The sequence below is a fragment of the Variovorax sp. LjRoot290 genome, from assembly GCF_964253985.1.
GTDB lineage: Bacteria > Pseudomonadota > Gammaproteobacteria > Burkholderiales > Burkholderiaceae_C > Variovorax.
On sequence record NZ_CAXURW020000002.1, the window covers coordinates 681,883 to 704,118 of the forward strand.

A 22,236-nucleotide genomic window follows, 5' to 3' on the forward strand; every position below is an offset into this window, starting at 1 on the left:
ACGAGCCCATGATCCTCAGCAGCAATGCACATGCCGATGACGGCGCCCAGCTTGCCGGCCTGCTTGTCAGGCCGATCCTCGCGCTGGGCCGGCCGGCGTTCGCGGATGCCCTGCTCGAAGTCGTCGGTGCCGTCGTCGGTGCCGACTTGGTGTCGGCCTTCTCCATCGACGGGGATTGCAGGCCGCATTACCGGCTCTCGTCGGCGGTCGCCGAACTCGGCGGCAGCTTCGCGCAGCGCGCCGGTGTCCGCTATGCCACGGATTACTGGCAGAGCGATCCGGGCTTGAACCAGCTGGTGCAGGCCCATCGCGCAGGCTCGGGCACGGTGGCGTGCCAGCAAGCCTGGAACCAGATCCCGCACGCCTGGTACCGTGCCGTGTGCTACGAGCAGCCGCAACTGGTCGACCGGATCTCGGTCCTCGGTGCCGTCGGCGGGCGGCTGTTCCTCTTCAGTGCGTACCGCCGCGCGGTGCACGGATGCTTCGGACCCGGCGAACTCCGGCGTTTCACTTCGAGTGCCGACGTGCTCATGGCGCTCGTCGGCCGACACGTCGATCTTGCGGCCGCGCAGCCGCAGGCTCACGGCTGCGCGCCGGCAGCGCTGGAAGAACGACTGGCCGAGCGTTTCCCGACACTCAGCCTGCGCGAACGGCAAGTCTGCGCTGGCATCGTCGGGGGCCTTGCCGCCAAGGACATCGCCAGAGCCTGCGACATTGAGCCGAGCAGCGTGATCACCTACAAGAAGCGCGCGCTGGCCAAGCTCGGGCTGCCCAACCAGCGCGCGCTGGTCGCGCAGTGGCACGAGGCATAGAGCGATTTCGCCCCAAGCACGGCATCAGCCATGCCGCGCACAGGCAGGCTGAGACTGCCTGACGACTTGATCGGCGGCGCTGTCCCCATTGCAAGGGGGCAGACGCACGCGCAGAGGACGCCGACACTTCTGCGCCAGCGACACACCAGTTCGCACAGGACCCTCCGCACATGAGCCACTGCCCAGCCATCCATGGACTGCACCATTACGCCGCGCGCTGCCGCGACGCCGAAGAGACCCGACACTTCTACGAAGACCTGCTCGGGCTGCCGCTGGCCCACGTCATCCGATCGGACACCGTGCCGAGCACGGGCGAACTGTGCCCCTACGTGCACTTGTTCTTCCGGTTCACGGACGGCTCTTGCTTCGCCTTCTTCGATCTGGGCGATGGCACGGCGGCGCAGCCCTCGCCCAATACGCCTGCCTGGGTCCAGCACATCGCATTGCGCCTCGATTCGCTGCAAGCCCTGCAGGCGATGAAGGCGCGCCTGCAGGCCCACGGCATCGAGGTGCTGGGCCCTACGGACCACGGCTTCGTGCAGTCGATCTACTTCTTCGATCCGAACGGGCTGCGGCTGGAACTGACGGCCGTGACGGCAACACCGGCCCAGCTTGCGCGATACGAACGGGAGGCCCACGCCCAGCTGGAGGATTGGACGCGGGAGAAGCAGGCATGAAGCAGATCGACCGCACGCACGATCCGCTGCGCCGCAGTTGGGTCGAATCGGCCAACGCGCCGGACAACGACTTTCCACTGCAGAACCTGCCTTTCGGCAGCTTCGCCACTTCCGGCGGCGTGCCCCGCGTGGGGGTCGCCATTGGTGACAGCGTTCTCGACCTGTGCGAGGTGCAGGCACGCGGGTTGCTGACGGGTCTGGCCGCCGACGCCGCGCAGGCGGCAACCAGCAGGGGATTGCCGGCGCTAATGGCCGGGCCTGCGTCTGCGATGTCCGCGCTGCGTGCCGCATTGTCGGACCTGCTGTGCGACGAGGGGGTGCCGGGCACGCAGGCAAGACGCCATGCCGATGCCATCCTGCGGCCGGCGGCGCAGGTCACCATGCACTTGCCCTGCCCCATTCGCGGCTACACCGACTTCCTGGCCTCGGAACATCACACGGAACGTAACGGGCGACTCAAGGGCCTGGCCGTTCCAGTGCCGGAAGCGTACCGCTGGGTGCCGGTGGCCTACCATGGCCGCGCGTCGACCATCGTGACGAGCGGCACACCGGTGCAGCGGCCCCATGGCCAATGGAAAGGCGGCGACGGCCGCGTTGTGTTCGGGCCGGTGCAGGCGCTGGATTTCGAGCTCGAGATGGGTCTGTTCGTAGGCAGGGGCAACGACCGCGGCGTCCCGATCCGCCTGGACGAGGCCCGCGAGCACATCTTCGGTACCTGCCTGCTCAACGACTGGTCCTCCAAGAGCGTGCAGTGGTGGGAGCAGATGCTCGGGCCCTTCCTCGGCAAGAATTTCATCACCTCGATTTCGCCGTGGATCGTGACACGCGAAGCGCTCGAGCCGTTCCGGGTGGCAGCGCCCTTGCGCGCGCCGGCGCATCCGCCGCTCCTGCCCTACCTCGACTCGGCGCTCGATCACGAACTGGGCAGCTGGAGCATCGCGCTGCAAGCCAGCCTGTCCACGCGCCGCATGCGCGAATCCGGCATGGGCCCCGCAGTCGTCACCCGAACGCACCTGCACCACCTGTACTGGACGCCCGGCCAACTGATCGCCCATCACAGCAGCAACGGCTGCCAGCTCGAGACCGGCGATCTCGTCGGCACCGGGACCATCTCGGGCCCGGACGACAACAGCCGGGCCTGCATGACGGAGCTGACGAGCGCCGGCGCCCTGCCCTTGACCCTGCCGGACGGCCAGCAGCGCGGCTGGCTGGAGGATGGCGACGAGATCGTGTTCACGGCGCGCGCTTGCGCGCCCGGCTTCGTGCCCATTGGCTTCGGCGAGTGCCGGGGCATGGTCACACCGGCACTCCCCTACTGAACCACCTGAAATCCATCCACCCAACCCCATTCGCAAGAACCATTGCCATGAGCACACCCTTCGCTTCTACCGCCGATACCGCCGAGCAACGCCCGCAAGTCGTGGAACTCGGCTCCGATGTCTACGGCTACATCAGCAACTCGGACCCGAACTGCGGATTCGTTGTCGGCCGCGACTGCGTGCTGGCTGTCGACACGACCGCCACGCCGACCCTGGCCCGGCGCTGGCTCGCCGAGCTGCGCAAGATCACCGACAAGCCGGTGCGCTATGTGTTCCTCACGCACTACCACGCGGTGCGCGTGATGGGCGCGTCCGCCTTCGAAGGCGCGACCATCATCACCAGCCAAGGAACGCGCGACCTGATAGCCGAGCGCGGGCTCGCCGACTACGAATCCGAGCGCGCGCGCATGCCGAGGCTGTTTCCCGACGTGTCGGACATCCCTGGCCTGACCAGGCCGCACATCGGCTTCAAGGAAGAGCTAGTAATGGACCTGGGCAACCACGAGGTGCGGCTCATGCATCTGGGCAAGGGGCACTCCGCCGGCGACGCAGTCTGCTGGGTGCCGGGCGCTGGCGTCATGTTCGGCGGCGACCTCATCGAGAACCGCTGCGGCATCTATTGCGGCGACGCCTATTTGACCGAATGGCTGCAGACCCTGGAGCGTCTGCGGGCCTTCCGTCCCAAGGTGCTCGTTCCGGGGCGCGGCAGCCCGATGCGCACGCTCAAGGAGATCAGCGACGCGATCGACACTCACAAGGACTTCCTCGTCACGCTACTGACCATCGTGCGCCAGGGACTCGCTCAAGGGCTGGACCTCAAGGGCTGCTACCTCCTGGCCGACCAGCAGCTCACGCCGCGTTTCGGCCACTGGCCGGTGTATCGCCACGTAATGCCCTTCGACGTCGCGCGCGCCTGGGACGAACTGCGCGGCATCGAGCATCCGCAGATCTGGACTAACGAAAAGGACAGGGAGCTCTGGAATGCCCTGACCTGACGAGCGATCACATCACATCATGAATCCGACAGGCACACCCTACGCGCCGTGCGCGTACACCAACGGCTATGAATTCACGGAGGGCAGCGGCTACACGCTGCCGGAATATCCGTTCGCTCCGCCACCCGAGCTGACCGGCGCAGGCAGCCCGCGGCATGACATCGCCATCGTCGGCGGTGGACTGGCCGGCCTGACGCTGGCCTGCTGCCTCGCACGGCTAGGCATTGCGGCGGTACTGCTTGACGAGGACAACACCGTCGGCGTCAAAGGCGCGTCCTCGCGCGGCATCTGCTACACGCAGAAATCCCTGGAGATCTACCAGCGCCTGGGCATCTACGAGCGCATCGCGCACAAGGGCGTGGAGTGGAGCGTAGGCCGCACCTACTGCGGCGACGACGAGGTATACGCCTTCGACCTGCAGCGCCAGAGCGGCTTCGAGATCTCCAACCAGCCGCCTTTCATCAACATCCAGCAGTTCTACATCGAAGGCTACCTGGTCGAGCGCCTGCACGAACTGGGCAGGGTCGATCTTCGCTGGCGCAACCGGGTTACGGCTTTCGAGCAGGGGCCGGAGGGCGCGCGCCTGACGGTCGAGACGCCGGCGGGCAACTACCAGCTGGAGGCCAGCTACGTCATCGACGCCACCGGCTCGCGCAGCCTGTTTCGCGACTGGGCCGGGGCCTCCGTCACGAGCAAGAAAGGGGACGATCGCTGGTGCATCGCCGACGTGCGCTTCACTGATCCGCCGCCCCTAGAGCGCCATACCTGGGTGGAGGCCCCCTTCAACGATGGGCGCGCGGTCTGGCAGCACCTGATGGCCGATGGCGTCTGGCGCATCGACTACCAGATGGCGCCCGATGCGGATCCCCGGGCCGTCGGCCGGGAAGACGCTGTGCGTGAGCGGCTGGCGCAGCACTTCGGCCCCGAGCGCGCGGTGGAGGTGATCTGGGTTGGCCCCTATGCCTACCGCAGCGAGTGTGTGGACGCGATGCGCCACGGCAGGCTGTTCTTTATCGGCGACGCGGCCAAGGTGGTCAGCCCCTTCGGCGCGCGCGGCGGCAACAGCGGCATCGCTGACGCCGACAACCTGGCCTGGAAGCTGGCCGCGGTGCTCAAGGGGGATGCGCGGCCGGCGCTGCTCGACAGCTACCACGCAGAACGCCACGAGGCGGCACGCGAGAACATCCGCGTTACCGACCGCACGGCGCGCTTCATGCGTCCGCGCGACGGCATCGAGCGGCTGTTGCGCACCGCTGTACTGGAACTGGCACGCCAGCATCCGTTCGCGCGCCCGTTCGTCAACACCGGGCGCATGGCGGTGGCCAACGCGTACACGCGCTCCAGTGCGTGCGGCGCCGGTGGTGGCCGTTCTGTCCAGAACGTGGCGGTGACGCTGGGCGACGGCAGCCACGGCCTGCTCAACGATCTGCTGCGAGCCGACGCGAGGCTTGTTCTGCTGATGTTTGGTGGACCGCGGGACCGTGCCCGGCTGCGCGATCGGCTGGCAGGGCGGCCGGTACGATGTGTGGACGTGCCGGGCACGACCGGACCGGTCCCGGCGCAGGATCCCGTGCACCAAGTCGAAGATCAGCTGCGCCTCGCGTGCGGCGTTCCGGCAGCCTGCCCCTGGGCCTTGCTGCGCCCGGACGCATACCTGGCCGCCGTGGCACAGTGCATGGAGGACGATCCGGTGCCGGCGGTGGAGCGCGCCCTGGGCTTGCATGAAGAGCTTGTCGCATGAATACCCAACCGAGCATCCTGGACCCGGATGGCTTCTACGAACTCTTGCTCGACGCCCATGCCGGGTTGTCGGACCATGAGTCACAGCTCGTCAATGCCAAGCTCGTACTCTTGCTGGCCAACCAACTCGGCGACAGCAAGGTGCTGAGGACATGCATCGAGGCCGCGCGGCCCGACGGCAGCCCTCGCCGTCAAGGGGCATATCAACTGAAGGAGACAGACAAATGATGACATTCACCTCTATGTCCAAACACACGCTGTTCGCCTACGTTGATGGCGCCTACCTCCACGAAATCGCCGATTCTTTGGAAAACCGCTTGGACGCCTATGCTAGGGAAGGCGACTGGCGGGTCGCTGCTCCACTCGTAGTCAACCGGCGAGGCACAGACGATGGCCTTCGTGCCGGGGACCTGCCGTCGCGGGACCTCGGCCTAACCTCGCGCTTCCTGACGTCGGGCAAGAGCCCGATAGATGGTTTGCCGACGTCGAGCGTATTACTGTTTTCCTAGGCACGCTGCACGCTGCTTTCGGCCGCGACTTCGTCATCGGCATTGCCGACAACGTCACGGGCATCGCGGAGGACCTCTTCTTCGTGGAATCGGCGGTGCCGAGTCTAGACAAACCTGCGCCGCGCGGTCGGCGTTGGGGAAGGCGGCTAGCATCAGCGGCTTGCGGCCAACAGCCGACGTTCGGCCCGACCTTCCGATTCGATGGTCGAACTCTTCATTTGGCTTCACTGGCCTTACCGGTGGCACCCCGCGCAGACCGCCGCTGCGCGCAGCTTGCCTCACGCAACGGGAACTGTTCCACCGTCGATAACGTACTCGACCCCCGTGATGGAGGCTGCGCGCTGTGACACCAGAAATCCGACCAGCTCTGCGACTTCCTGTGGCCTTGCAGGACGCCCAAGCGGTATGCCGCCGAGGGAGTTCATTAGGGAGCGGCGTGCACCGTCGTAGTCCGTTCCATTCTCTTCGGCGATTCTCTCGACAAGGCTCACCGCAGCTTCGGTCTCCACCCAACCGGGTGCCACGCGCACCACACGCACGCCCTTTGGACTGACCTCCTTGGACAGGCTCTTGCTGTACGTCGACAGGGCGGCCTTGGCGGCAGCGTAGGCGGTGGTCGCCTCCGGCAACGGCATCTGCCGTTGGATGGAGGTGATGTGCACGATGACGCCCGCGCCGCGGGCAAGCATGCCCGGCAGCAGGGCTCGGTCAATGCGAACGGCAGCGTAGAGGTTCATGGCGAAAGCCTTCTGCCATTCGTCGTCATCAAGCACGGCGAAGCCGCCGGCCGGTGCCGATGAGCCGCCCGCCACGTGGACCACGATGTCCACGCCATCGAGCTGTTCTTCGACGGCGCGCGCAACCTCGGCACAGCCGGCTGCAGTGGACAGGTCTGCGGCCACAAAGGCGGCCTTCCCAAGGTCCGCAGGCGCGGAGCGGGCTGCGGTCAACACCGTGGCTCCAGCCTGAATCAGTTGCGCGACCACGGCGGCTCCAATCCCCTTGGTGCCGCCCGTGACAAGGGCCGTGCGGCCCTCGAGTTCGACAGCTCTACGGATTTCGAGAGAGTCGATGAGGCCGTCCTTGAGGCTAAAGACGTGCATCAAATCGACCTGGTTGCCCGGGAAATTACCTTCAAGGTGCGCCAACAGCTTGAACGTGCCGCCTTCCCGCGAGAGGCCGAGTGGCGTCAGCCGGTACTGGTATTTGGCTTCGGCTGCTGCCTTCCAGGCCATGATGGCATTCAAGCCACGGAACGTCTGGCCCTCGTCTCGAACAACAGCAGCCGCGTGGAAGCACCCGCTCAACGAGACCGCGTTGTCGGCTCCGCGCGATTCAAGGTATCGCGCAATGGCGTCAGGGAGAGGAACGGACATGGCATCGGCGAGCAAGTTGCAATGCCCGGATGCTCGGCTTACGCTCCCCTGATGACAAGTACGCACCAAAAAGTTAGTGCTCGGCCCGCCGTGGAGCGTAAGGCTTACACGCCGCTCACTGCCGCCATCGACGTCGAGGCGTGCTTCAGCCTTCTGGAGGGGCGCTGGAAGCTCGTCATCTTGTTCCACCTCTTCGGTGGACAGGTGCTGCGGTTCTCGGACCTGGAGAAGCGCATCACCGGCATCTCCCAGAAGATGCTCGCCCAGCAATTGCGACGCCTTGAGGCTGATGGCATCGTCGAACGTACCGTGCACTCGCAAGTGCCACCAAAGGTCGACTACCGGATGACGGCTTGGGGGCAGCAGCTGTGCCCAGCGTTGGACAGCTTGCTGAAATGGGCTGAGCTACGGGAACAGTACAGCCTTGAGTAAGCTGGCGAACTCGCGCCGGAGCTGCCGCGGCTCAGTACAGTGAGAGCGGTTTGTGACTCCAATTTCGGCATCCGGCCATCAGCTGTCGCTGGCGACCGGCGGCTTCCGGGCATCTCGCCCGAGCATGCTTGCCGCGGCGGTGATGAGCGCGACGGCGCGTCAAGCCGTAGGCCGCTTCAGCACGGCGGCGCCCTTGGCGGCCTCGAGCACGGCGCCGCTCATACGCTTGTACGTTGCGCGGGCCGACCGGGTGCGGTCCGGGCCGTTGCGTAACGCCGCCGGCAACAGCGACGCACGGCGAAGCTCGGCGTTGAGCTCTGCCCAGACCGCATCACAGGCTTGGCCCCAAGCATGCACAGTGGGCCACCAGCGCCTCAGCGGCATGGGCTTGGCGCCCCCGGCCACATCCATCGTGCGCAGGGCAAAGCCGACATCGTGGGCCACGCTGTCGAAGCGCAGCGCCTCCGCTACGCAGAACACCACCAAACTGCGCAGGCCGAACGCCTCGTCGCCATGCACAGTGCCCGCAGCCAGACTGCGCACCGCATGCTCGAACTTCGCAGAGCTAACCAAAAGCTCGCTGGTGAGACTGCCGTAACGACCCATCTCGGTGGCCAAACCCACCTGCGTGACGTACAGGTCGCTCGGGCGCAGTTGCAGTGGCAGCGCCATGCTCCTGTCGGGCGCGGCCACGCGCAGAGCGACTGGTGCCCCGTTGCGGCAGCAGCGGTAGAAGCTGTTGCCCCAGCGGATGATGTTCGTGTCCTCGGTCAGGCGCTCGCGCAGCTGGCCGATTTGCTGAGCCCAGTCGGGGCGAATGACAAGTTCGTGCAACGTGCGCTCTCGTCGGTGTGGAAGCCTTAGTCTGCCAGACCTGCGGCGCAGCCCCCATTCGCGGCTAGCACCAGCGGCGGGCAGCGGCTACAGCCGGCCAGAAGCCGACGCTCCAGGCGCACGTCCATTGACCAACTCAGCCGGCCAACATGAAGACTCCCCACATCATCAATGAATGGCTCGTTGAAAAGGTCGAGCAGCATCCATGGGCGAGCGTGCACAAAGGGCGCACCGTCGCTCACGAATGGCGAAGGCAGCTCGGCGGACGGAGCATGAGCGCTGCGTTAACAGCTGCCATCACACCTGCTGATGCCTTCTCCATCTCCGTCAGCGCGGATGGAATCCTTGATGAGTACGTGGCAGCCGCGAAGAACGGCGTACTGACGACCCTGCTTGCGCAGAGCTACATGTCGGTTCTGGGATGCAGCATCGAGCTCTCTGGCTTTCGCGACGACGGCCAGGATTCTTCGTATGCTGCGTTCTTCATGGTTGCCAAGGAGGCGACCGAACGGCTGCTTGGGGTTGTCCCGGGCTTTGAACACAATATCGCTTGGGGTGGCCGACAGCCGTAGACGGCCAACAGCAGACCTTCGCGAGCGTCGCCCAATAGAGGACCCGAGAACAAGATGAAAGCATCGAGGCAAAAGGCACTGGCATTCGCCGCATCCCTGGGCATACCGGTGGGGCGACACTTGCCGGCAGTCGGCGGCCGTCTTCGGGAACCTTCCGCCCTTGTCGAACGAGCGCTGTGTCTCACTGCCGTCGCAGCCGTCTCATTCGGACTGCCGGCGCAGACTGGTCGCAAATGGATTGAGCGCGAGGGACTTTGGTTCGCGATGACCCCTGCCGAGCGGGCGCTACTCGCCGCGCCCGCGTCGACCGCCCCAACCTTCAGGACGTCCGTCCATTCCCTTTGTGCATTCGCATGGCTCCTAGGCCTGGAGCCGGCGTTGTCGCCAATTTCGCCGTTACCCGGAAACTTGGTCAAGCTGTTGCCAAACCTGAAATCGGATGAGCCGAGCGAGCGCTTTCGCTCAAACGTCCAATGCGTGACGGAGGCTGATGCGCTGGGCATGCTGGACATGTTTTACTGCGTGCACTGGGGAGCCCGAGAAGCCCGTGCTGCGGTTCGCTTTGATGGGCTGGAGGAGCGACGCCGTGCACTCGAATGGTCACTGAGCACGCAAAGATGGGACGAGGTCTCGCTTGATACCTGAGCAAGAGAGCAACTCGCGGCTGATATGGCTTGATCCTGTCAAGAGCGCAAGCCCATCTCTCCGGGTTCCGGATTGCAGAATTCGTTCGCGAATGCCGGATGGGGAACGCGACGGAGCCGGGTGCGTGAGCGACGGTTGATCATGCTGATATGCGTGGATTGGCTACCGACAGTTCATGTATTCGTCGCGGGGCTGCCTGCTTTCTAGGGTCTGCGGTTGGTCACTTGCGTGGCTGCGCAATAGCCGCGCCGAGGATTCCCCTGTGGCCGTGGCTGCGCCGCGTTCCCGATCCGGCCTCAAAGAGGTTGTTCGATAGGCGCCTCCTTCGCGTTGCTTGCCATGTCATCGCGGGTTCACGTCGAGGCAGGCGGCGTCACCTCGCGCGCAATGGCCCACACGAAGCCCGAGAGTTCGCGCGCGATGGCCACCACGATCTTGTTGTGCGGCATGCGCCGCGCGGCCAGCCGCTTGAAGCGCGCGCACAGCCGCAACTGCGCCGTCCAGGCGATGTCGGTCACGGCCTTGGGCAACTCCGACTGGCGCCTGGCGATGACCGCACTGACCCGCGCCGGGTAGCGGTACTGGTGCGCCACTTCCACCAGCATGCGCCGCGCCGCCGAGTTGCCGGCCTTGGTGATGGCACCCTGTCGGCGGCGCTGGCCGCTGGAACTCTCGCTGGGCACCAGGCCCAGGTAGGCCATCAACAGGCGCGGGTTGGCGAAGCGGTGGAAGTCCTGGATCTCGGCCACCAGCGTGATCGCGGCGATGAGCTGCACACCGCGCAGCGCCTGCAGCGCGGCCACCACCGGCGCCAGCGACCAGCCCGCCAGCGCATCGCGCAGCGACTGCTCCAGGCGTGCGATGCGCGCCCCCGACTCGCTCACCGCGTGCAGGTACTCCTGGAAGGCGATCTGCTGCGCGGCGTGCGGCAGCGCCATGCTGGCCAGCCAGCGCAGATGCGCCGCCGTCCAGGCGCTCTTGCCCGCGTACACCACGCCGCTGCGCAACAGCAGCGCCTTCAGGCGGTGGCGCGCGTTGCGCTGTTCCCGCACCGCGTCCTCGCGGGCGCGCACCAGATCGCGCAGCGCCTCGTCCACGGCGTCTGGCACGCGCACGGCACTGAGTTCACCTGCGCGTGCCAGGCGCGCCAGCATCAAGGCGTCGCGGCGGTCGGTCTTCACCCGATCACCCGAGCGCTTGGGGATGGACGAGGGCGCCACCACCTCGCAGTGGTAGCCCAGTGCGGCGAGGTGGCGCTGCAGCACGAAGCCGCAGGGGCCCGCTTCGTAGACGACATGTAGGCAATGGCCCCGGCTGACCAGGCGGCGCAGGGCCTTGGTGACGGCACCGACGCCGCCGGCGACCGCGCCCAAATGGCGCACTTCGCCGTCACGGCCGGCCTCGGCCAGGGCGATGTCGATACTGTCCTTGTGGACGTCTAGGCCAACGTAAACGGTGGCCGCAGTGGTGGTAGATTGACTCATGGCCCGTCTCCTTGCTCGTTGACACGCTGTCCGCCCCTCGGGGTGCAGCGTTGTGGCTCGGCGCACCCACGGTGCGCAACCCACGGTAGTCCTGGAGACGGGCCACCTCAACGGCTCAAGCCATTCTGTCTAGGTCAGAATGCGGCCATGAGGAGACCTTCGCGACGGTCTGCTTTCTGGTTGCCGGCCGATGGACCAGGGCACGCTGAACTCGGCGACACACGGTCCGGCCCGCCCGCCGCTACTTCCGAACTGGCGACACAGACGACGTGCCGCTCGACATGCAAGCGGCAGCGTCGCCAGCTATCGCGTGTGGCAGGCGATCACCGCCTTAGCGGCGGGTCGCTCCCGTCACCGCCCAGGCGAGCCCCGCCATCACGACTGCTAGGCCCAGTGCTTCCACGGCGCTTGGAAAGTGGTCGAGCACCGGCCACGCCATCAGTGCTGCCAAGCCGGGTGCCAGCGCCGGGAAGATGGAGGCACGGGCAGGTCCGAGCAAGGAGACCATGCGTGCATAGGTGAACAGCGTGCCGGCGCCGGCGATGAGCCCCTGGACCAGCACCTCCGTGCAGAACACCTCGGAACTGGCCGCGAGCAGTCGCGTCGGACCGACGGCGAGGAAATAGAAGGGCACATAGGTGACCAGGGACGAGAAGGAGATCACCGCGGTAGCCAGCAGCGGGTCCAGCCGATGCTTGCGCAGCACGATGCCGAACCCGGCCCACAGCGTGCCGGCCGCGATGAACATCGCATCACCGACGAGCGTGCGGGCGGTGAAGCTGGAGACATCAAGCCCCGAGACGAGCAGCAGCCCGACGAGGACAGCCGCGATGCCAGTGGCGCGCCGCGGCGTGATCCGCTCCTTGAGCACCAGTGCACCGAGCACCATGCCCATCAGGCTCATGGCCGAGAACGGGAACACGGCCGCATGGCTCGCCGGTGCAAACTGCAGCGCGCCAAACATCAGCAGGCCGAAGGGCGTGCCCGCCAGCAGCGAGATCAGAGCCCACAGTTTCCAGTGGCCGCTCAGTTCCTGCCGGTTCCGGCGCCAGGCCAGCACCAGGATCGGCAGCGTGACGAGGCCGGCCACGCCGAAGCGCAGGGCGGTCAGGTCCTGCGAGTGCAGGCCCCGCGCGATGCCCCATCGGGCGTAGACCGTATAGAGCGCACCGATGCTCGCGGCCAGCAGGCCTACGGCGATGCCCTGGACGAGCCGTCTGAAGTCGTCCGTCGACGCGGTGGCGGGCACGGCCGGATTGCAGGCGTTCATGGTGCGCACCCTCTGTCCTGGCTCAGAGCTGCGGCGCAGCCGGGAAGTCCACCGGTACGCGCGTCGTGCCGTGCAGGAAGTTTGTGACCGTCTTGTCGCCGATCGCGACGATCGTGTCGACGAGGTGACCCTTGTCCCAGCCCGCGGCGAGGAAGGCATCCACCAACGCGGGGTCGGCGTGGCCACGCTCGAGCGCAATGTTCTTCGCGAGCCGGACCAGAGCGTCGAGCTTGGGGTCGAAGCCCGCCGTGCCACCGCGGATCTCGAGAATCTGCTCGTCGTTGAAACCATGCATCCTGCCGATCACCGTGTGCGCGGCCAGGCAGTATTCGCAGGCGTTGACCTCGCTGACGACGAGGTTCACCACCTCGCGCGCCTTGCCGGTGATGCTGCTCTTGGCGTTCTGCAACGCGAGGTAGGCGCCCAGCGCGTGCTCGGAGTGCGCGAAGGTCGCATAGAGGTTGGGCACCTTGCCGAGGTTCTTCTTGAGCTGGTCGAAGATCGCCTGGTTGGCGGGGGACACGTCGTTGCGGGTCGGGACGTTGATGGCGGTGGTCATGAGGGTTCTCCTTCAGGTTTCAAACAATGGTGGGGTGGGGAAGGGCATCACTGCGCCGTGTAGCCGCCGTCGACGGCCAGGCTTTGCCCCGTGAGGTAGCGCGCCTTGTCGCTGCCGAGGAACACGATGGTCTGGGCGATCTCGTCCACGCTCGCGGCGCGGCGCGCCGGCATCGTGGCGAGGAAGCCCTCCTTGGCCTGCTGGTCGCCGCCAACGAAGCGCTCGAGCATCTCGGTAGCCACGGGGCCGGGCGCCACCGCGTTGACGCGCACGCCCGCCGCCGCGCCCTCGAGCGCCGCGCTCTTGGTCAGTCCCTCGACCGCATGCTTGCTGGCCGCGTAGATGGAGGCACCGGCGATGCCCACCTGCCCCGCGATCGAGGAGAGGTTGACGATCGCGCCCGCGCCCTGCGCCAGCATCACTCGCATCTCGTGCTTGAGCGAGAGCAGCGTGCCCAGCACGTTGGTCGAGAAGATGCTGTCGTAGTTGTCGGTTGACTGCTCGGTGATTGGGCCGAGCTGGCCCTCGGTGCCGGCGTTGTTCACTGCTACGTCCAGACGGCCGAAACGCTCGACGACCTGCTCGACCAGGCTGCGCACCTCGCCTTCGAAACGCACGTCGGCGCGGATGAACTCGGCTTCGGCGCCGAGTGCGCGCAGCTCGGCGGCGAGCGCCTGGCCGGCTTCGTCGCGCCGGCCGCTGACGGCGATGCGATGGCCTTCGCGGGCGAAGGCAAGAGCGGTGGCGCGGCCGATGCCGGTGAGGGCGCCGGTAATGAGGACGACGGGCAGGTTCATGGTGAAGCTCCTTTCAAGGGGTACCGGGTTGCGATGGCCCCACTGTGATTGATTCCGATCGTTTGATTCAGTGGGGTTCCGCTCATATGATTGATTCCCATTAGGCATAAATAAGGCGTCAGGATGGACAAGCTGCAGGCGATGAGGACCTTCGTGCGCGTGGTGGAGGCGGGCAGCTTTTCCGCCGTCGCGCACGAGCAGGACAGCAGCCAGAGCGCGGTGAGCAAGCAGGTGGCGGCGCTCGAGCGGGCGCTTGGCGCCAGGCTGTTGACGCGCACCACGCGCTCGCTGGCCTTGACGGAGGAAGGCGAGCGCTACTTCGAGCAGGCGCGGCGCCTGGTGGACGAGATCGCCGAGGCCGAAGCGGGGCTGCGCCGCGGCGAGCGGCAGCTCGGCGGCTGGCTGCGCGTCGCTGCCTCGGTGGGCTTTGGCCGACTCAAGCTGATGCCGGTGGTGCAGTCCTTTCTCGAGAAACATCCGGAGGTGAGGATCGACCTGCGCTTGAGCGATGGCTTCATCGACTTGGTGGAGCAGGGCATCGACGTGGCCGTGCGCATCGGCGAGCTGCAGGACAGCAGCCTCATCGCGCGGCGCGCCGGCACCACGCATCGCATGCTGGTCGCGCACCGCCGCTATATGCGCGCGCTACCCAAGGCGAGGCAGCGCCTCGTCGCGCCGGAGGACCTGGCGGACCACAATTGCATCGTCTACACAGAGATCGCGATGCGCAACGACTGGCCCTTCACGGCCGGCCCCGGAGCACCCCACACGGTAGGCACGACGCGCACCGTGCGCGTGGAGGGCAACCTGCAGACCAACAGCAGCGAGGTGATCCGCGCCGCGGTAATGTCGGGCATGGGCATCGGCTACTCGCCCGCCTGGCTCTTCGATGCAGAGCTCGCCAGCGGCGAGGTGTTGCGCCTGCTGCCGGACTGGCCGGCGCTCGAGATCCCGATTCACCTCGTGAGCCCGCGCGAACGGCGGCATTCGGCCAAGGTGCGGGCCTTTGCGGAGCACGTTGCCCAGGCCCTGCTGCAGGAGTAAGGCCTTCACCCCAGACAGGAGGGGAAGCCTTCAACAGCCGAGCCTCAGACGCTTTGTCGATCCACGGCGGCGGAGCGACGCCACTGCCCAGGCGTCATGCCGATGCGCTGCGTGAACGCCCTACGGAAGGCGGCCACCGACTGATAGCCGACGTCTGCCGCCACGGCCTCCGTGGACGCGAGTGGCTTCTTCAATGCGTTCGCCGCGACGCTCATCCGCACGTCGAGCAACAGGTCGTGGGCCGTGCGCCCCAGGCTGTCCTGAAACTGACGTATGAACGTCGCGCGGGACATGTTGCAGCGACGCGCAAGGTCCGGCAGCGTCCACGCTCTTTCCGGCTCGTTGAAGATGGCCGAGACCGCCGGTGCCAGCCGCGGATGGCCCGCAAGCGCCAGCAGGCCCGTTGGCGCATCGCTCGCCCCGCTCGCAAGACGCAAGGTCAAGGTGAACAGGGTCGCCGACAATGCGTTGAGCATCGCATGACCGCCCAAGCGGTCTCCGAACGACTCGATGCGCATCAGTTGCACGAGGTGAGCCAATTGGGCGCGCGTCTCGTCTGGTGCGGCGGCGTCATGCCGTGTGGCGCTGACAACCAACGCCGGCGGCAAGTAATCCCGCATCAACTGGTTGTGCGGCGGCGTGATGATGAAGCGACCGCACAGCATGTCGAGGCGCTCCCCAGCACCGGTGTTCTCGCTGATGGTCAGGTTGAGTCCCTCACGCTCGCGCGCGGGCCTCGGACGCTTGCCGCTGCCATCGTGCAGCACATGCGCAGAGCCATGCGGCAGCCACACGATGTCGCCTGCACCGAGCAGTGTCGGCGCGTCGCCGGCCGGATCTTCCAGCACCGCGGAACCACCAAGCACGACGTGGTAGGGGATTTCTCCCAACGGCGAGGGCTCATACACGATCCGCCACGGCGAACCGTAGGCGCATCGGATCTCGACTCGACCTGCCACGGCAATGATTTCGAGGAGATGGCTGAGCCAGTCCGTTGGCAACGACATGCTAGTGACTTGATACTTTTGAGCATCGTACTGAGACTATTTGGACTCGGCAAGATCACATCGGCTCCCTACAGTCTGGGCTTCATCCACTTCATTCCGGAGCTTCACCATGAGCCGCATCACCATCCCCCCGGTTGCCTCCGCCACCGGCGCCACTGTCGAGGTCTATGCCCAGATTAGGAAGATCGCAGGAGGCAGCATCCCGAACATGTTCGCAGCGCTGGGCCACCTTGCGCCCCAGTCGCTCAAGGCCGTGCTGAACGCTGAAGGCGCACTTGCGGCCGGCAGTCTCAGCAAGCAGGACCTCGAGACGATCAAGCTGCTCGTGAGCGAACTGACCGGCTGCGACTACTGCGTCGCTGCGCACACGATGCTGGGCAGGATGGCGGGCCTCACGCCGGACACGCTACGGCAGATCCGCATCGGCCAGGTCACCGGCGATGCCAAGCGCGACGCGCTGGCCAGGTTCGTGCGCACGCTGCAGCAAACGAGCGGCACGATCGGCGACGACGAGGTTGCGGCCATCCGTGCTGCGGGCTACACCGACACGCAACTGGCGGACATCGCGCTGGCAGTCGCGCTGACGGTGTTCACGAACACCTTCAATCGCATCAACGACACCGACGTGGACTTCCCACCGGTTCAATGACGCCGGGTGTCGGGAGGACGAATTCGGTTCGTCCTCCCGAGAAGTTCGGCGGCGACTGATTCACAAGCTCTTGCCGGCTTTCTGTCGGAGGAAGGAAACACAGCATGTCCACGCTACAACCAAGCGTCCCAACCGAACGCCTTGTCTGCGAGATCTGCCTGGGCGAGGTGCCGCAGTCTGCGGTCCTTGTCCCCGAGGTGGCGGACTACGTTGCTCATTTCTGCGGATTGCCATGCTATGAGCTATTGAAGAAGTTGCCTGAGCTTCGCCAAATTGCAGCCTATGGCCGACCATAGGCTGGAAAGCCGGTGCTACTTTGCCTTAACGTACTTCGCCGCTAGCTTTGCGCTGTTCCAAGGGCTCCTGCACAAGACGCTTGCTAACGCCTGTGACGGCACGGGCATGCTCGTCAATCCCAGCCCAGCTAGGTGTTCCATGCGCAGGCGATCCTCGCATGTGCTCAGCGCGCGGTCGACCGTTCGCAAGCGAAGGTCGCGGATTGCGAGAGGTGCACCCACGCGCAGGGCCCTTTCGAGTCGAAGGCTGAGGGTCTGTTTTGCGGCAGTGAGTTTGAAACTCCCAGTGCCCGCTTGGGGCCCATTCCAGCCCGCCAGCGGACATCATGATTGCCGGAAAGCGGTCGTCGGCAGCGCCAGCCAACCCGCGACCAGGTCATGCGGCCTGGCAACCGGAAAATTCAATCAATGGTGAAAAACCCGCCCGAAAATTCAAAGTAATCATGGCGTCAAGATCGACTACGTGCTCGAGATCGACGTGCCTTTCGCCGACATCATCGAACGCATGAGCGGCCGTCGCTCGCACCCGGCATCGGGACGCATCTACCACGTCAAGTTCAATCCGCCGAAGACCGAAGGCAAGGACGACCTCACCGGCGAAGACCTGACCGAGGAGCAAGCGTCGCACTTCGGTCGAGCCCGTGAGCGTGATCTTGCGCACGAGCGGGGTGCGAAGTCAGCGTGCCGTCGAGGGCGGGGGCTATTGCCAGTCACGACGTTGAACACCCCCCGCCGGCACGCGCGCGCTGGGCGAGCTCGGCCAGCGCTAGACGGTGAGCGGCGTCTGGCTCGCAGGCATGCCGTGCACGCTTATAGGGGATAGGCGTGCAGGCGCTGTTCATTTCAGTGCTTCAGCACGACCTTGCCACGGCTACCGGCGGCCACCGCCGCGTGGGCAGCGCCGACTTGCTCCAGCCGGAACGTCTTGGCGATGGGGATCATCAATGCGCCACGCGCAGCGGCGTTGGCCACGGCTTCGAGCGTGGCCGCATCGGCGCGGTGGTAGAGCTCCTGAATGCGCACGCGATTGCCCGCGTTCGCGCCCTCTGGCACCGGAACGATGCTGGCCACTTGACCTCCGTCCCGCACGTGCTGGATGAGGTGCGTCGCCATCGGGGCCGCCGCGCTGATAGCGTAGTCGAACGTGGCGCCGGCTGGCGGCGCGGTGATGTCGAGCGCGTCACCCGCCAGCTGGCGCGCTTCTTCGATCCGTTCGGGCCGGACGCCGGCCACCGGCTTGGCGCCGATCTCCTGAAGATACTGGATCGCGGCGCGACCGACCGCACCGAGGCCCCCGGAAATCAGCACACGGGCACCCGCGCGCACGCCCAACGCATCGACCGTCTGACGTCCGGTCAGTCCGGCTTTAGGCAGGGTGGCGCCCTGCTCGAAGCTGAGATTGGCCGGAAGCTTGGCAACGGCCGTGATGGGTACGACCCCGAGTTCGGCATAGGCCCCCTTGCCGTTGGTGGCGAAGTCGGCGATCACCCGATCACCGACCGAGAAGCCGCTCACGTCACTTCCCTTGTCCATCACGACACCGGCAGCGTCGCCACCCAGCACGGCCGGAAGGTCCAGGGGAATGAACTGGGCCATGAAGCCCTGGCGGACCATCAGGTCGAAGGGGTTGACCGCAGAGGCTTCGATCTTGATCAGAACCTCGCCGGCACCCGGCTTGGGAATGGGCACTTCATCGATTACGAATTGATCGACATCGCCGTACGAGTGGAGACGAGCAGCTTTCATGGATTGGTACCTCGAGAAGTTGGGAGTGTTGTCAGACGCCGCTGGCGTCGCCCTGCAACGCCATCCTGACCAGGTCGGCCAGACTCGCATCGCGCTCGAAGCCGGCGGCCAGCGCGGCGTCGGTGCGCAGCTCGCCGAACGACCCGAACAAGGCCTCGATGTGCGGCTCAGGCTGGTAGGTGACCAACGGGTGCACAGCCGCTCCGCGGACCTCGCCGATCGCCGTGACGAGCTGGCGCATCGAGAACCGCGACGTCGGCAGCGTGAACGTGCGCCGGCTCTCCAGCCCCGGCAGCGACGGCGCCGCAGCGTGAAGCAGGTTCGACACCACGTTGGGCAGCGACGAAGCCCAGGTCGTGGCTTCGGCCGACATCGGGCATGTGAAGGGCCGGCCGGCAGCAAGCTCGCGGATGATGTCGCTGAGAAAGGCCGAGAGCTGGCCGGTCCGTGCCGGCGGCCGCGCGAGCACGCCGGGGATGCGCAACGAGCGCCCATCGATCCAGCCGCGGCGGCTGAAGTCGTCGATCAGGATCTCGCCCACCAGCTTCTGTGCGCCGTAGGTCATTGCCGGCCGCGGCAGGGCGTCGTCAGTCACCAGGGGCGGCATGGCGCCGAACACCGCGATCGTGCTCGCGAACACGAACACCGGCGCCGGGCCACCGGCCGCCGCTTGCGCCTGCCCGCGTTCCAGCAGGTCGATCGTCGCATTCAGATTCACGCGGCGGGCCAGCGCGTAGTTGGCCTCGGCGCTGCCGCCCGGGATGCTGGCGAGGTGGAACACCACGTCCACTGGCCAGGCTGCCAGCACGGACGTCAGCCACGCCGGATCGGCCAGGTCGCCGGCATGGCGGCGCAGGACGCCTTGCGCAGACGGCGCGTCACCGAAATCGAGATCGAGCGCGCTCAGGCGCTCGATGCGGCGCCCCTGCAGCGTGCCGTCGGCGAGCAGGCGCGCGCCGAGGGCTCGGCCGACAAAGCCGTTCGCACCGGTGATCAGCACGTGCATAGTCATTGCTCCTGCGCGCGCACGACACGCTGGTCAATGACGCCGAACGGCCCCTCGCGCCCATCGGCGAAGCGCGCCTGCATGCGCAGGCGGTCGCCGAACTTCATGAAGCCGGTGCGGATCTCGCCCACGTCCAGCTTCTCGATCACGCGACGTTCCGCGATGCACGCCGATCCGGCCGTGCGCGCGACGTTGGAAACCGTGCCCGAGCCCAGGATCGTGCCGGCGGTGAGCTTGCGCGTGCGCGCGGCATGCGCGACGAGCTGGCCGAAGTCGAAGTTCATCTCGCCGCCCGAAGGTTCGCCGAAGCGTTCACCGTTCCACTGCACGTGCAGCGGCATGCACACGCGCCCGCCGTTCCAGGCGTCGCCCAGTTCGTCGGGCGTGATCGCGATGGGGGCGAAAGCGGTCGATGGCTTGGCCTGCAGGAAGCCGAAACCCGTCTTCATCTCGCGCGGGCCCAGCACACGCAGGCTCCAGTCGTTGGCCTGCACGATGAGGCGGATGCATTGCAGGGCCGCCTCGGGCGTGACGCCCATCGGCACCGGGCCGCAGACCACGCCGAACTCGCCTTCGAAGTCGATGCCGTGCGCTTCGTCAGGCAGCGGCACGTCGTCCATGGGGCCGAGGAAGTCGTCGCTCGCGCCCTGATACATCACCGGCACGTTCTCGAAGTCGGGGATGGGCGGCGTGTTGAAGGCGCGCTCCATCAGCCGGCCATGGTTGAGGAAGGCCGAGCCGTCCAGCCATTGCGGGCTGCGCGGCAGCGGCGCAGCGCACGCGGCGGGGTCGAAAGGAAACACGCCGTCGCCGACGCCCGCGTTCAGCGCATCGGAAAGATCCTGCAATGCCCGGCGCACGGCGTCCCAGCGCTGCAGTGCGTCGAGCAGGCTGGGCGCGACCCTCGGCGCGGCGACGGCATGCTTCAGGTCCTGCGAGACGACGACCAGGCGCCCATCGAGCGAGCCGTCTTTCAGTGTGGCGAACTTCATCGTGATTGCTCTTTCGCAGCGGCTCAGCGCCCGGCCAGCGCAGTCGCAATCGACGGCTCGTAGGCACCGTCGATCAGCACGAAAAGCATCCGGCAGGGCCGGCCCGAGCGGTTGGCCCACGCGTGGTTGGTGCCGCGCTGAATCACGACGCTTCCCGCCTTGAGCGACACCTCGGAATCGTCGAGCACCAGCGTCATCTCGCCTTCGATCACCACGCCGTAGTCGATCGACTCGGTGCGATGCATCAGGGGGTGCGGCGAGTCGCGCTTGACGGTGGAGGCGGCCACGTCACCCGCCTGCGTGAAGGCATCCTTCATCTGCGCGGCGCCTTGCGCCAGGAACTCTTTGGTGTCCGGCGGGATGTCAACGAAGCGAATGCGCGTGCCGAGCTTGGGCGGCGGCAGCTTCAACGGACCGGTGGTGGGGTCCGCCGCGTTGGTCAAAGGCGCCGGCGTGGCGTGCGTCTCCCACACCTCATGGAAGACGGTGCCGGGGATGGCCTGAAGCTCGATCACGGTGGGCAGCGGGCCATTGCTGGTGACGATCGCCTTGCCTTCGGCATCGTGGCCGGTGACGACGCGGTGGATCGGGGGAAAGCTCATGGTGGACTCCTGGAGAGATGTGAGATGGGAGACGCTTCGTGAACGCAGGTCAGCCCTGGTCACTCTTCGAAGATGGCGACCGCGCGAGTCCATCCGGCGCTCGCGCCGCGGATCTTGTGCGGGAAGCAGCTGATCGTGAAGCCGTGAGGCGGCAGCGCCTCGAGGTTGTGCAGCTTTTCGAGGTGGCAGTAGCCGATGTCGCGGCCCGCCTTGTGCCCTTCCCAGATCAGCGCCTTGTTGCCGGTCTCGGCGACCTTCTTCGCGGTGTAGGGGAACGGCGCATCCCAACTCCACGCGTCAGTGCCGGTGAGCCGCACGCCGCGCTCGAGCAGGAACATCGTCGCCTCGTAGCCCATGCCGCAGCCCGAGGACACGTAGTCCTTGTGGCCGTAGCGCGAGCCGGCGCGGGTGTTGACGACGACGATGTCCAGCGGCTCCAGCACGTGGCCGACGCGCTTCAGCTCGGCCTCGACGTCGGCCGCGGTCGCGACGTAGCCGTTGGGGAAGTCGCGGAAGTCGAGCTTCACGCCGCGCTGGAAACACCACTCGAGTGGCACCTGATCGATCGTGATCGATGGCCGACTGCCGCCGAGCTTCGCATCCTGCGTCGAATGAAAGTGGTACGGCGCATCGAGGTGGGTGCCGTTGTGCGTGGCCAGCGTCACCCACTCGGCGGCCGCGGCCTCGCCGTCCGGATAGTCCTCAGGCTTCGTGCCGGGCAGCATCGCGATGAACTCGGGCAGTGTGTCATGCTTCTGGTAGGTGATCTTCGGCGCCAGCGGCGGCGGATCCGACAGCACGTCGTTCTCGAGGTAGATCGACAGGTCGACGAAACGGCGCCGAATCTTCATGGCGAGGGGACCTGAATGAAGG

General features: G+C 66.5%; 25 protein-coding genes and 1 pseudogene. 14 read left to right on the forward strand and 12 right to left on the reverse strand.

The features are described from left to right. The first annotated feature begins 8 nt into the window (after positions 1-8). The 7 genes from ACSQ9A_RS32210 to ACSQ9A_RS32240 all read left to right on the forward strand — a co-directional run bounded on the left by ACSQ9A_RS32210 (position 9) and on the right by ACSQ9A_RS32240 (position 6,052). A complete protein-coding gene (locus ACSQ9A_RS32210) occupies positions 9-812 on the forward strand; it encodes a helix-turn-helix transcriptional regulator (RefSeq protein ID WP_436297669.1) in 804 nt (267 codons plus the stop codon). Between the two features lie 170 nt (positions 813-982). Then, entirely contained in the window at positions 983-1,489 is a 507-nt protein-coding gene (locus ACSQ9A_RS32215) for a VOC family protein (protein WP_436297668.1), read from the forward strand. Next, entirely contained in the window at positions 1,486-2,808 is a 1,323-nt protein-coding gene (gene fahA / locus ACSQ9A_RS32220; protein WP_436297667.1) for a fumarylacetoacetase, read from the forward strand. The genes ACSQ9A_RS32215 and fahA overlap by 4 nt, the downstream gene beginning before the upstream one ends. Positions 2,809-2,855: 47 nt before the next feature. After that, positions 2,856-3,803 carry an MBL fold metallo-hydrolase gene (locus ACSQ9A_RS32225; protein WP_436306897.1) on the forward strand — a complete coding sequence of 316 codons (948 nt, stop codon included), beginning with the start codon at positions 2,856-2,858 and terminating at the stop codon, positions 3,801-3,803. A gap of 19 nt (positions 3,804-3,822) precedes the next feature. Beyond that, positions 3,823-5,544, forward strand: a complete 1,722-nt coding sequence (locus ACSQ9A_RS32230; protein WP_436306898.1) for an FAD-dependent monooxygenase — start codon at positions 3,823-3,825, stop codon at positions 5,542-5,544. Beyond that, positions 5,541-5,771: a DUF2783 domain-containing protein gene (locus ACSQ9A_RS32235; RefSeq protein ID WP_436297664.1), complete on the forward strand. Its 231-nt coding sequence runs from the start codon at positions 5,541-5,543 to the stop codon at positions 5,769-5,771. Before ACSQ9A_RS32230 ends, ACSQ9A_RS32235 begins: the two co-directional genes overlap by 4 nt. Beyond that, entirely contained in the window at positions 5,768-6,052 is a 285-nt protein-coding gene (locus tag ACSQ9A_RS32240) for a hypothetical protein (protein WP_436306899.1), read from the forward strand. The genes ACSQ9A_RS32235 and ACSQ9A_RS32240 overlap by 4 nt, the downstream gene beginning before the upstream one ends. A 278-nt stretch (positions 6,053-6,330) precedes the next feature. Here ACSQ9A_RS32240 and ACSQ9A_RS32245 read toward each other — a convergent pair whose 3' ends face one another. Next, positions 6,331-7,155: an SDR family oxidoreductase gene (locus ACSQ9A_RS32245; protein WP_436297848.1), complete on the reverse strand. Its 825-nt coding sequence runs from the start codon at positions 7,153-7,155 to the stop codon at positions 6,331-6,333. A gap of 324 nt (positions 7,156-7,479) precedes the next feature. On the opposite strand from ACSQ9A_RS32245, the gene ACSQ9A_RS32250 reads away from it, so the two are divergent. Next, positions 7,480-7,860 carry a winged helix-turn-helix transcriptional regulator gene (locus ACSQ9A_RS32250; protein WP_436306900.1) on the forward strand — a complete coding sequence of 127 codons (381 nt, stop codon included), beginning with the start codon at positions 7,480-7,482 and terminating at the stop codon, positions 7,858-7,860. 159 nt (positions 7,861-8,019) lie between these two features. Here ACSQ9A_RS32250 and ACSQ9A_RS32255 read toward each other — a convergent pair whose 3' ends face one another. Continuing rightward, on the reverse strand, positions 8,020-8,694 hold the full coding sequence (locus tag ACSQ9A_RS32255) for a hypothetical protein (protein WP_436306901.1): 675 nt from the start codon (positions 8,692-8,694) through the stop codon (positions 8,020-8,022). 149 nt (positions 8,695-8,843) lie between these two features. On the opposite strand from ACSQ9A_RS32255, the gene ACSQ9A_RS32260 reads away from it, so the two are divergent. Continuing rightward, on the forward strand, positions 8,844-9,266 hold the full coding sequence (locus ACSQ9A_RS32260; protein ID WP_436306902.1) for a hypothetical protein: 423 nt from the start codon (positions 8,844-8,846) through the stop codon (positions 9,264-9,266). 54 nt (positions 9,267-9,320) lie between these two features. Continuing rightward, positions 9,321-9,911, forward strand: coding sequence for a DUF4272 domain-containing protein (locus tag ACSQ9A_RS32265; protein ID WP_436306903.1), 591 nt, complete (start codon positions 9,321-9,323; stop codon positions 9,909-9,911). Positions 9,912-10,264: 353 nt separating this feature from the next. Here ACSQ9A_RS32265 and ACSQ9A_RS32270 read toward each other — a convergent pair whose 3' ends face one another. The 4 genes from ACSQ9A_RS32270 to ACSQ9A_RS32285 form a co-directional block, all read right to left on the reverse strand. Continuing rightward, complete coding sequence (locus tag ACSQ9A_RS32270; RefSeq protein ID WP_436305038.1) at positions 10,265-11,395, reverse strand: IS110 family transposase; 1,131 nt, start codon at positions 11,393-11,395, stop codon at positions 10,265-10,267. Positions 11,396-11,726: 331 nt separating this feature from the next. Beyond that, positions 11,727-12,665, reverse strand: a complete 939-nt coding sequence (locus ACSQ9A_RS32275; RefSeq protein ID WP_436306904.1) for a DMT family transporter — start codon at positions 12,663-12,665, stop codon at positions 11,727-11,729. A gap of 22 nt (positions 12,666-12,687) precedes the next feature. Continuing rightward, entirely contained in the window at positions 12,688-13,224 is a 537-nt protein-coding gene (locus ACSQ9A_RS32280; RefSeq protein ID WP_436306905.1) for a carboxymuconolactone decarboxylase family protein, read from the reverse strand. A 47-nt stretch (positions 13,225-13,271) separates the two neighbouring features. After that, positions 13,272-14,021 (reverse strand): glucose 1-dehydrogenase, encoded by a 750-nt coding sequence (locus tag ACSQ9A_RS32285; protein ID WP_436306906.1) that lies wholly within the window; start codon positions 14,019-14,021, stop codon positions 13,272-13,274. Between the two features lie 123 nt (positions 14,022-14,144). On the opposite strand from ACSQ9A_RS32285, the gene ACSQ9A_RS32290 reads away from it, so the two are divergent. After that, a complete protein-coding gene (locus ACSQ9A_RS32290) occupies positions 14,145-15,065 on the forward strand; it encodes a LysR family transcriptional regulator (RefSeq protein WP_436306907.1) in 921 nt (306 codons plus the stop codon). A 44-nt stretch (positions 15,066-15,109) separates the two neighbouring features. Here the strand turns inward: ACSQ9A_RS32290 and ACSQ9A_RS32295 are convergent, their stop codons facing one another. After that, complete coding sequence (locus ACSQ9A_RS32295) at positions 15,110-16,072, reverse strand: cupin domain-containing protein (protein WP_436306909.1); 963 nt, start codon at positions 16,070-16,072, stop codon at positions 15,110-15,112. 109 nt (positions 16,073-16,181) lie between these two features. Between ACSQ9A_RS32295 and ACSQ9A_RS32300 the strand changes: the two genes are divergently transcribed. The 3 genes and pseudogenes from ACSQ9A_RS32300 to ACSQ9A_RS32310 form a co-directional block, all read left to right on the forward strand. Continuing rightward, the gene (locus ACSQ9A_RS32300; protein ID WP_436306910.1) at positions 16,182-16,721 is read left to right on the forward strand and encodes a carboxymuconolactone decarboxylase family protein; all 540 of its coding nucleotides are present in this window, start codon (positions 16,182-16,184) and stop codon (positions 16,719-16,721) included. A 104-nt stretch (positions 16,722-16,825) separates the two neighbouring features. Next, positions 16,826-17,017, forward strand: coding sequence for a DUF3330 domain-containing protein (locus ACSQ9A_RS32305; protein ID WP_436306911.1), 192 nt, complete (start codon positions 16,826-16,828; stop codon positions 17,015-17,017). 445 nt (positions 17,018-17,462) lie between these two features. Beyond that, positions 17,463-17,625: pseudogene (locus ACSQ9A_RS32310) on the forward strand (adenylate kinase); the annotation flags it as partial. A gap of 235 nt (positions 17,626-17,860) precedes the next feature. On the opposite strand, the gene ACSQ9A_RS32315 reads toward ACSQ9A_RS32310, so the two are convergent. The 5 genes from ACSQ9A_RS32315 to ACSQ9A_RS32335 are packed head-to-tail and all read right to left on the reverse strand — an operon-like array spanning position 17,861 to position 22,214. Further along, a complete protein-coding gene (locus tag ACSQ9A_RS32315) occupies positions 17,861-18,763 on the reverse strand; it encodes an NADP-dependent oxidoreductase (RefSeq protein WP_436306912.1) in 903 nt (300 codons plus the stop codon). Between the two features lie 31 nt (positions 18,764-18,794). Continuing rightward, entirely contained in the window at positions 18,795-19,769 is a 975-nt protein-coding gene (locus tag ACSQ9A_RS32320) for an NAD-dependent epimerase/dehydratase family protein (protein WP_436306913.1), read from the reverse strand. A gap of 2 nt (positions 19,770-19,771) precedes the next feature. Then, positions 19,772-20,761, reverse strand: a complete 990-nt coding sequence (locus ACSQ9A_RS32325; protein WP_436306914.1) for a fumarylacetoacetate hydrolase family protein — start codon at positions 20,759-20,761, stop codon at positions 19,772-19,774. A 23-nt stretch (positions 20,762-20,784) separates the two neighbouring features. Next, positions 20,785-21,363, reverse strand: a complete 579-nt coding sequence (locus ACSQ9A_RS32330) for a cupin domain-containing protein (RefSeq protein ID WP_436297656.1) — start codon at positions 21,361-21,363, stop codon at positions 20,785-20,787. A gap of 59 nt (positions 21,364-21,422) precedes the next feature. Next, on the reverse strand, positions 21,423-22,214 hold the full coding sequence (locus ACSQ9A_RS32335; protein ID WP_436306915.1) for a cyclase family protein: 792 nt from the start codon (positions 22,212-22,214) through the stop codon (positions 21,423-21,425). Positions 22,215-22,236 lie beyond the last annotated feature (22 nt).

Bases quoted from the DNA above. Each gene is read 5' to 3' on its own strand.
- ACSQ9A_RS32305 (WP_436306911.1), top strand. From the start codon at position 16,826: ATGTCCACGCTACAACCAAGCGTCCCAACCGAACGCCTTGTCTGCGAG.
- ACSQ9A_RS32240 (WP_436306899.1), top strand. From the start codon at position 5,768: ATGATGACATTCACCTCTATGTCCAAACACACGCTGTTCGCCTACGTT.
- ACSQ9A_RS32335 (WP_436306915.1), bottom strand. From the start codon at position 22,214: ATGAAGATTCGGCGCCGTTTCGTCGACCTGTCGATCTACCTCGAGAAC.
- ACSQ9A_RS32330 (WP_436297656.1), bottom strand. From the start codon at position 21,363: ATGAGCTTTCCCCCGATCCACCGCGTCGTCACCGGCCACGATGCCGAA.
- ACSQ9A_RS32315 (WP_436306912.1), bottom strand. From the start codon at position 18,763: ATGAAAGCTGCTCGTCTCCACTCGTACGGCGATGTCGATCAATTCGTA.
- ACSQ9A_RS32270 (WP_436305038.1), bottom strand. From the start codon at position 11,395: ATGAGTCAATCTACCACCACTGCGGCCACCGTTTACGTTGGCCTAGAC.
- ACSQ9A_RS32300 (WP_436306910.1), top strand. From the start codon at position 16,182: ATGAGCCGCATCACCATCCCCCCGGTTGCCTCCGCCACCGGCGCCACT.
- ACSQ9A_RS32215 (WP_436297668.1), top strand. From the start codon at position 983: ATGAGCCACTGCCCAGCCATCCATGGACTGCACCATTACGCCGCGCGC.
- ACSQ9A_RS32260 (WP_436306902.1), top strand. From the start codon at position 8,844: ATGAAGACTCCCCACATCATCAATGAATGGCTCGTTGAAAAGGTCGAG.
- ACSQ9A_RS32285 (WP_436306906.1), bottom strand. From the start codon at position 14,021: ATGAACCTGCCCGTCGTCCTCATTACCGGCGCCCTCACCGGCATCGGC.
- ACSQ9A_RS32230 (WP_436306898.1), top strand. From the start codon at position 3,823: ATGAATCCGACAGGCACACCCTACGCGCCGTGCGCGTACACCAACGGC.
- ACSQ9A_RS32245 (WP_436297848.1), bottom strand. From the start codon at position 7,155: ATGCACGTCTTTAGCCTCAAGGACGGCCTCATCGACTCTCTCGAAATC.
- ACSQ9A_RS32280 (WP_436306905.1), bottom strand. From the start codon at position 13,224: ATGACCACCGCCATCAACGTCCCGACCCGCAACGACGTGTCCCCCGCC.
- ACSQ9A_RS32290 (WP_436306907.1), top strand. From the start codon at position 14,145: ATGGACAAGCTGCAGGCGATGAGGACCTTCGTGCGCGTGGTGGAGGCG.
- ACSQ9A_RS32295 (WP_436306909.1), bottom strand. From the start codon at position 16,072: ATGTCGTTGCCAACGGACTGGCTCAGCCATCTCCTCGAAATCATTGCC.
- ACSQ9A_RS32265 (WP_436306903.1), top strand. From the start codon at position 9,321: ATGAAAGCATCGAGGCAAAAGGCACTGGCATTCGCCGCATCCCTGGGC.
- ACSQ9A_RS32210 (WP_436297669.1), top strand. From the start codon at position 9: ATGATCCTCAGCAGCAATGCACATGCCGATGACGGCGCCCAGCTTGCC.
- fahA (WP_436297667.1), top strand. From the start codon at position 1,486: ATGAAGCAGATCGACCGCACGCACGATCCGCTGCGCCGCAGTTGGGTC.
- ACSQ9A_RS32325 (WP_436306914.1), bottom strand. From the start codon at position 20,761: ATGAAGTTCGCCACACTGAAAGACGGCTCGCTCGATGGGCGCCTGGTC.
- ACSQ9A_RS32275 (WP_436306904.1), bottom strand. From the start codon at position 12,665: ATGAACGCCTGCAATCCGGCCGTGCCCGCCACCGCGTCGACGGACGAC.
- ACSQ9A_RS32235 (WP_436297664.1), top strand. From the start codon at position 5,541: ATGAATACCCAACCGAGCATCCTGGACCCGGATGGCTTCTACGAACTC.
- ACSQ9A_RS32250 (WP_436306900.1), top strand. From the start codon at position 7,480: ATGACAAGTACGCACCAAAAAGTTAGTGCTCGGCCCGCCGTGGAGCGT.
- ACSQ9A_RS32320 (WP_436306913.1), bottom strand. From the start codon at position 19,769: ATGCACGTGCTGATCACCGGTGCGAACGGCTTTGTCGGCCGAGCCCTC.
- ACSQ9A_RS32225 (WP_436306897.1), top strand. From the start codon at position 2,856: ATGAGCACACCCTTCGCTTCTACCGCCGATACCGCCGAGCAACGCCCG.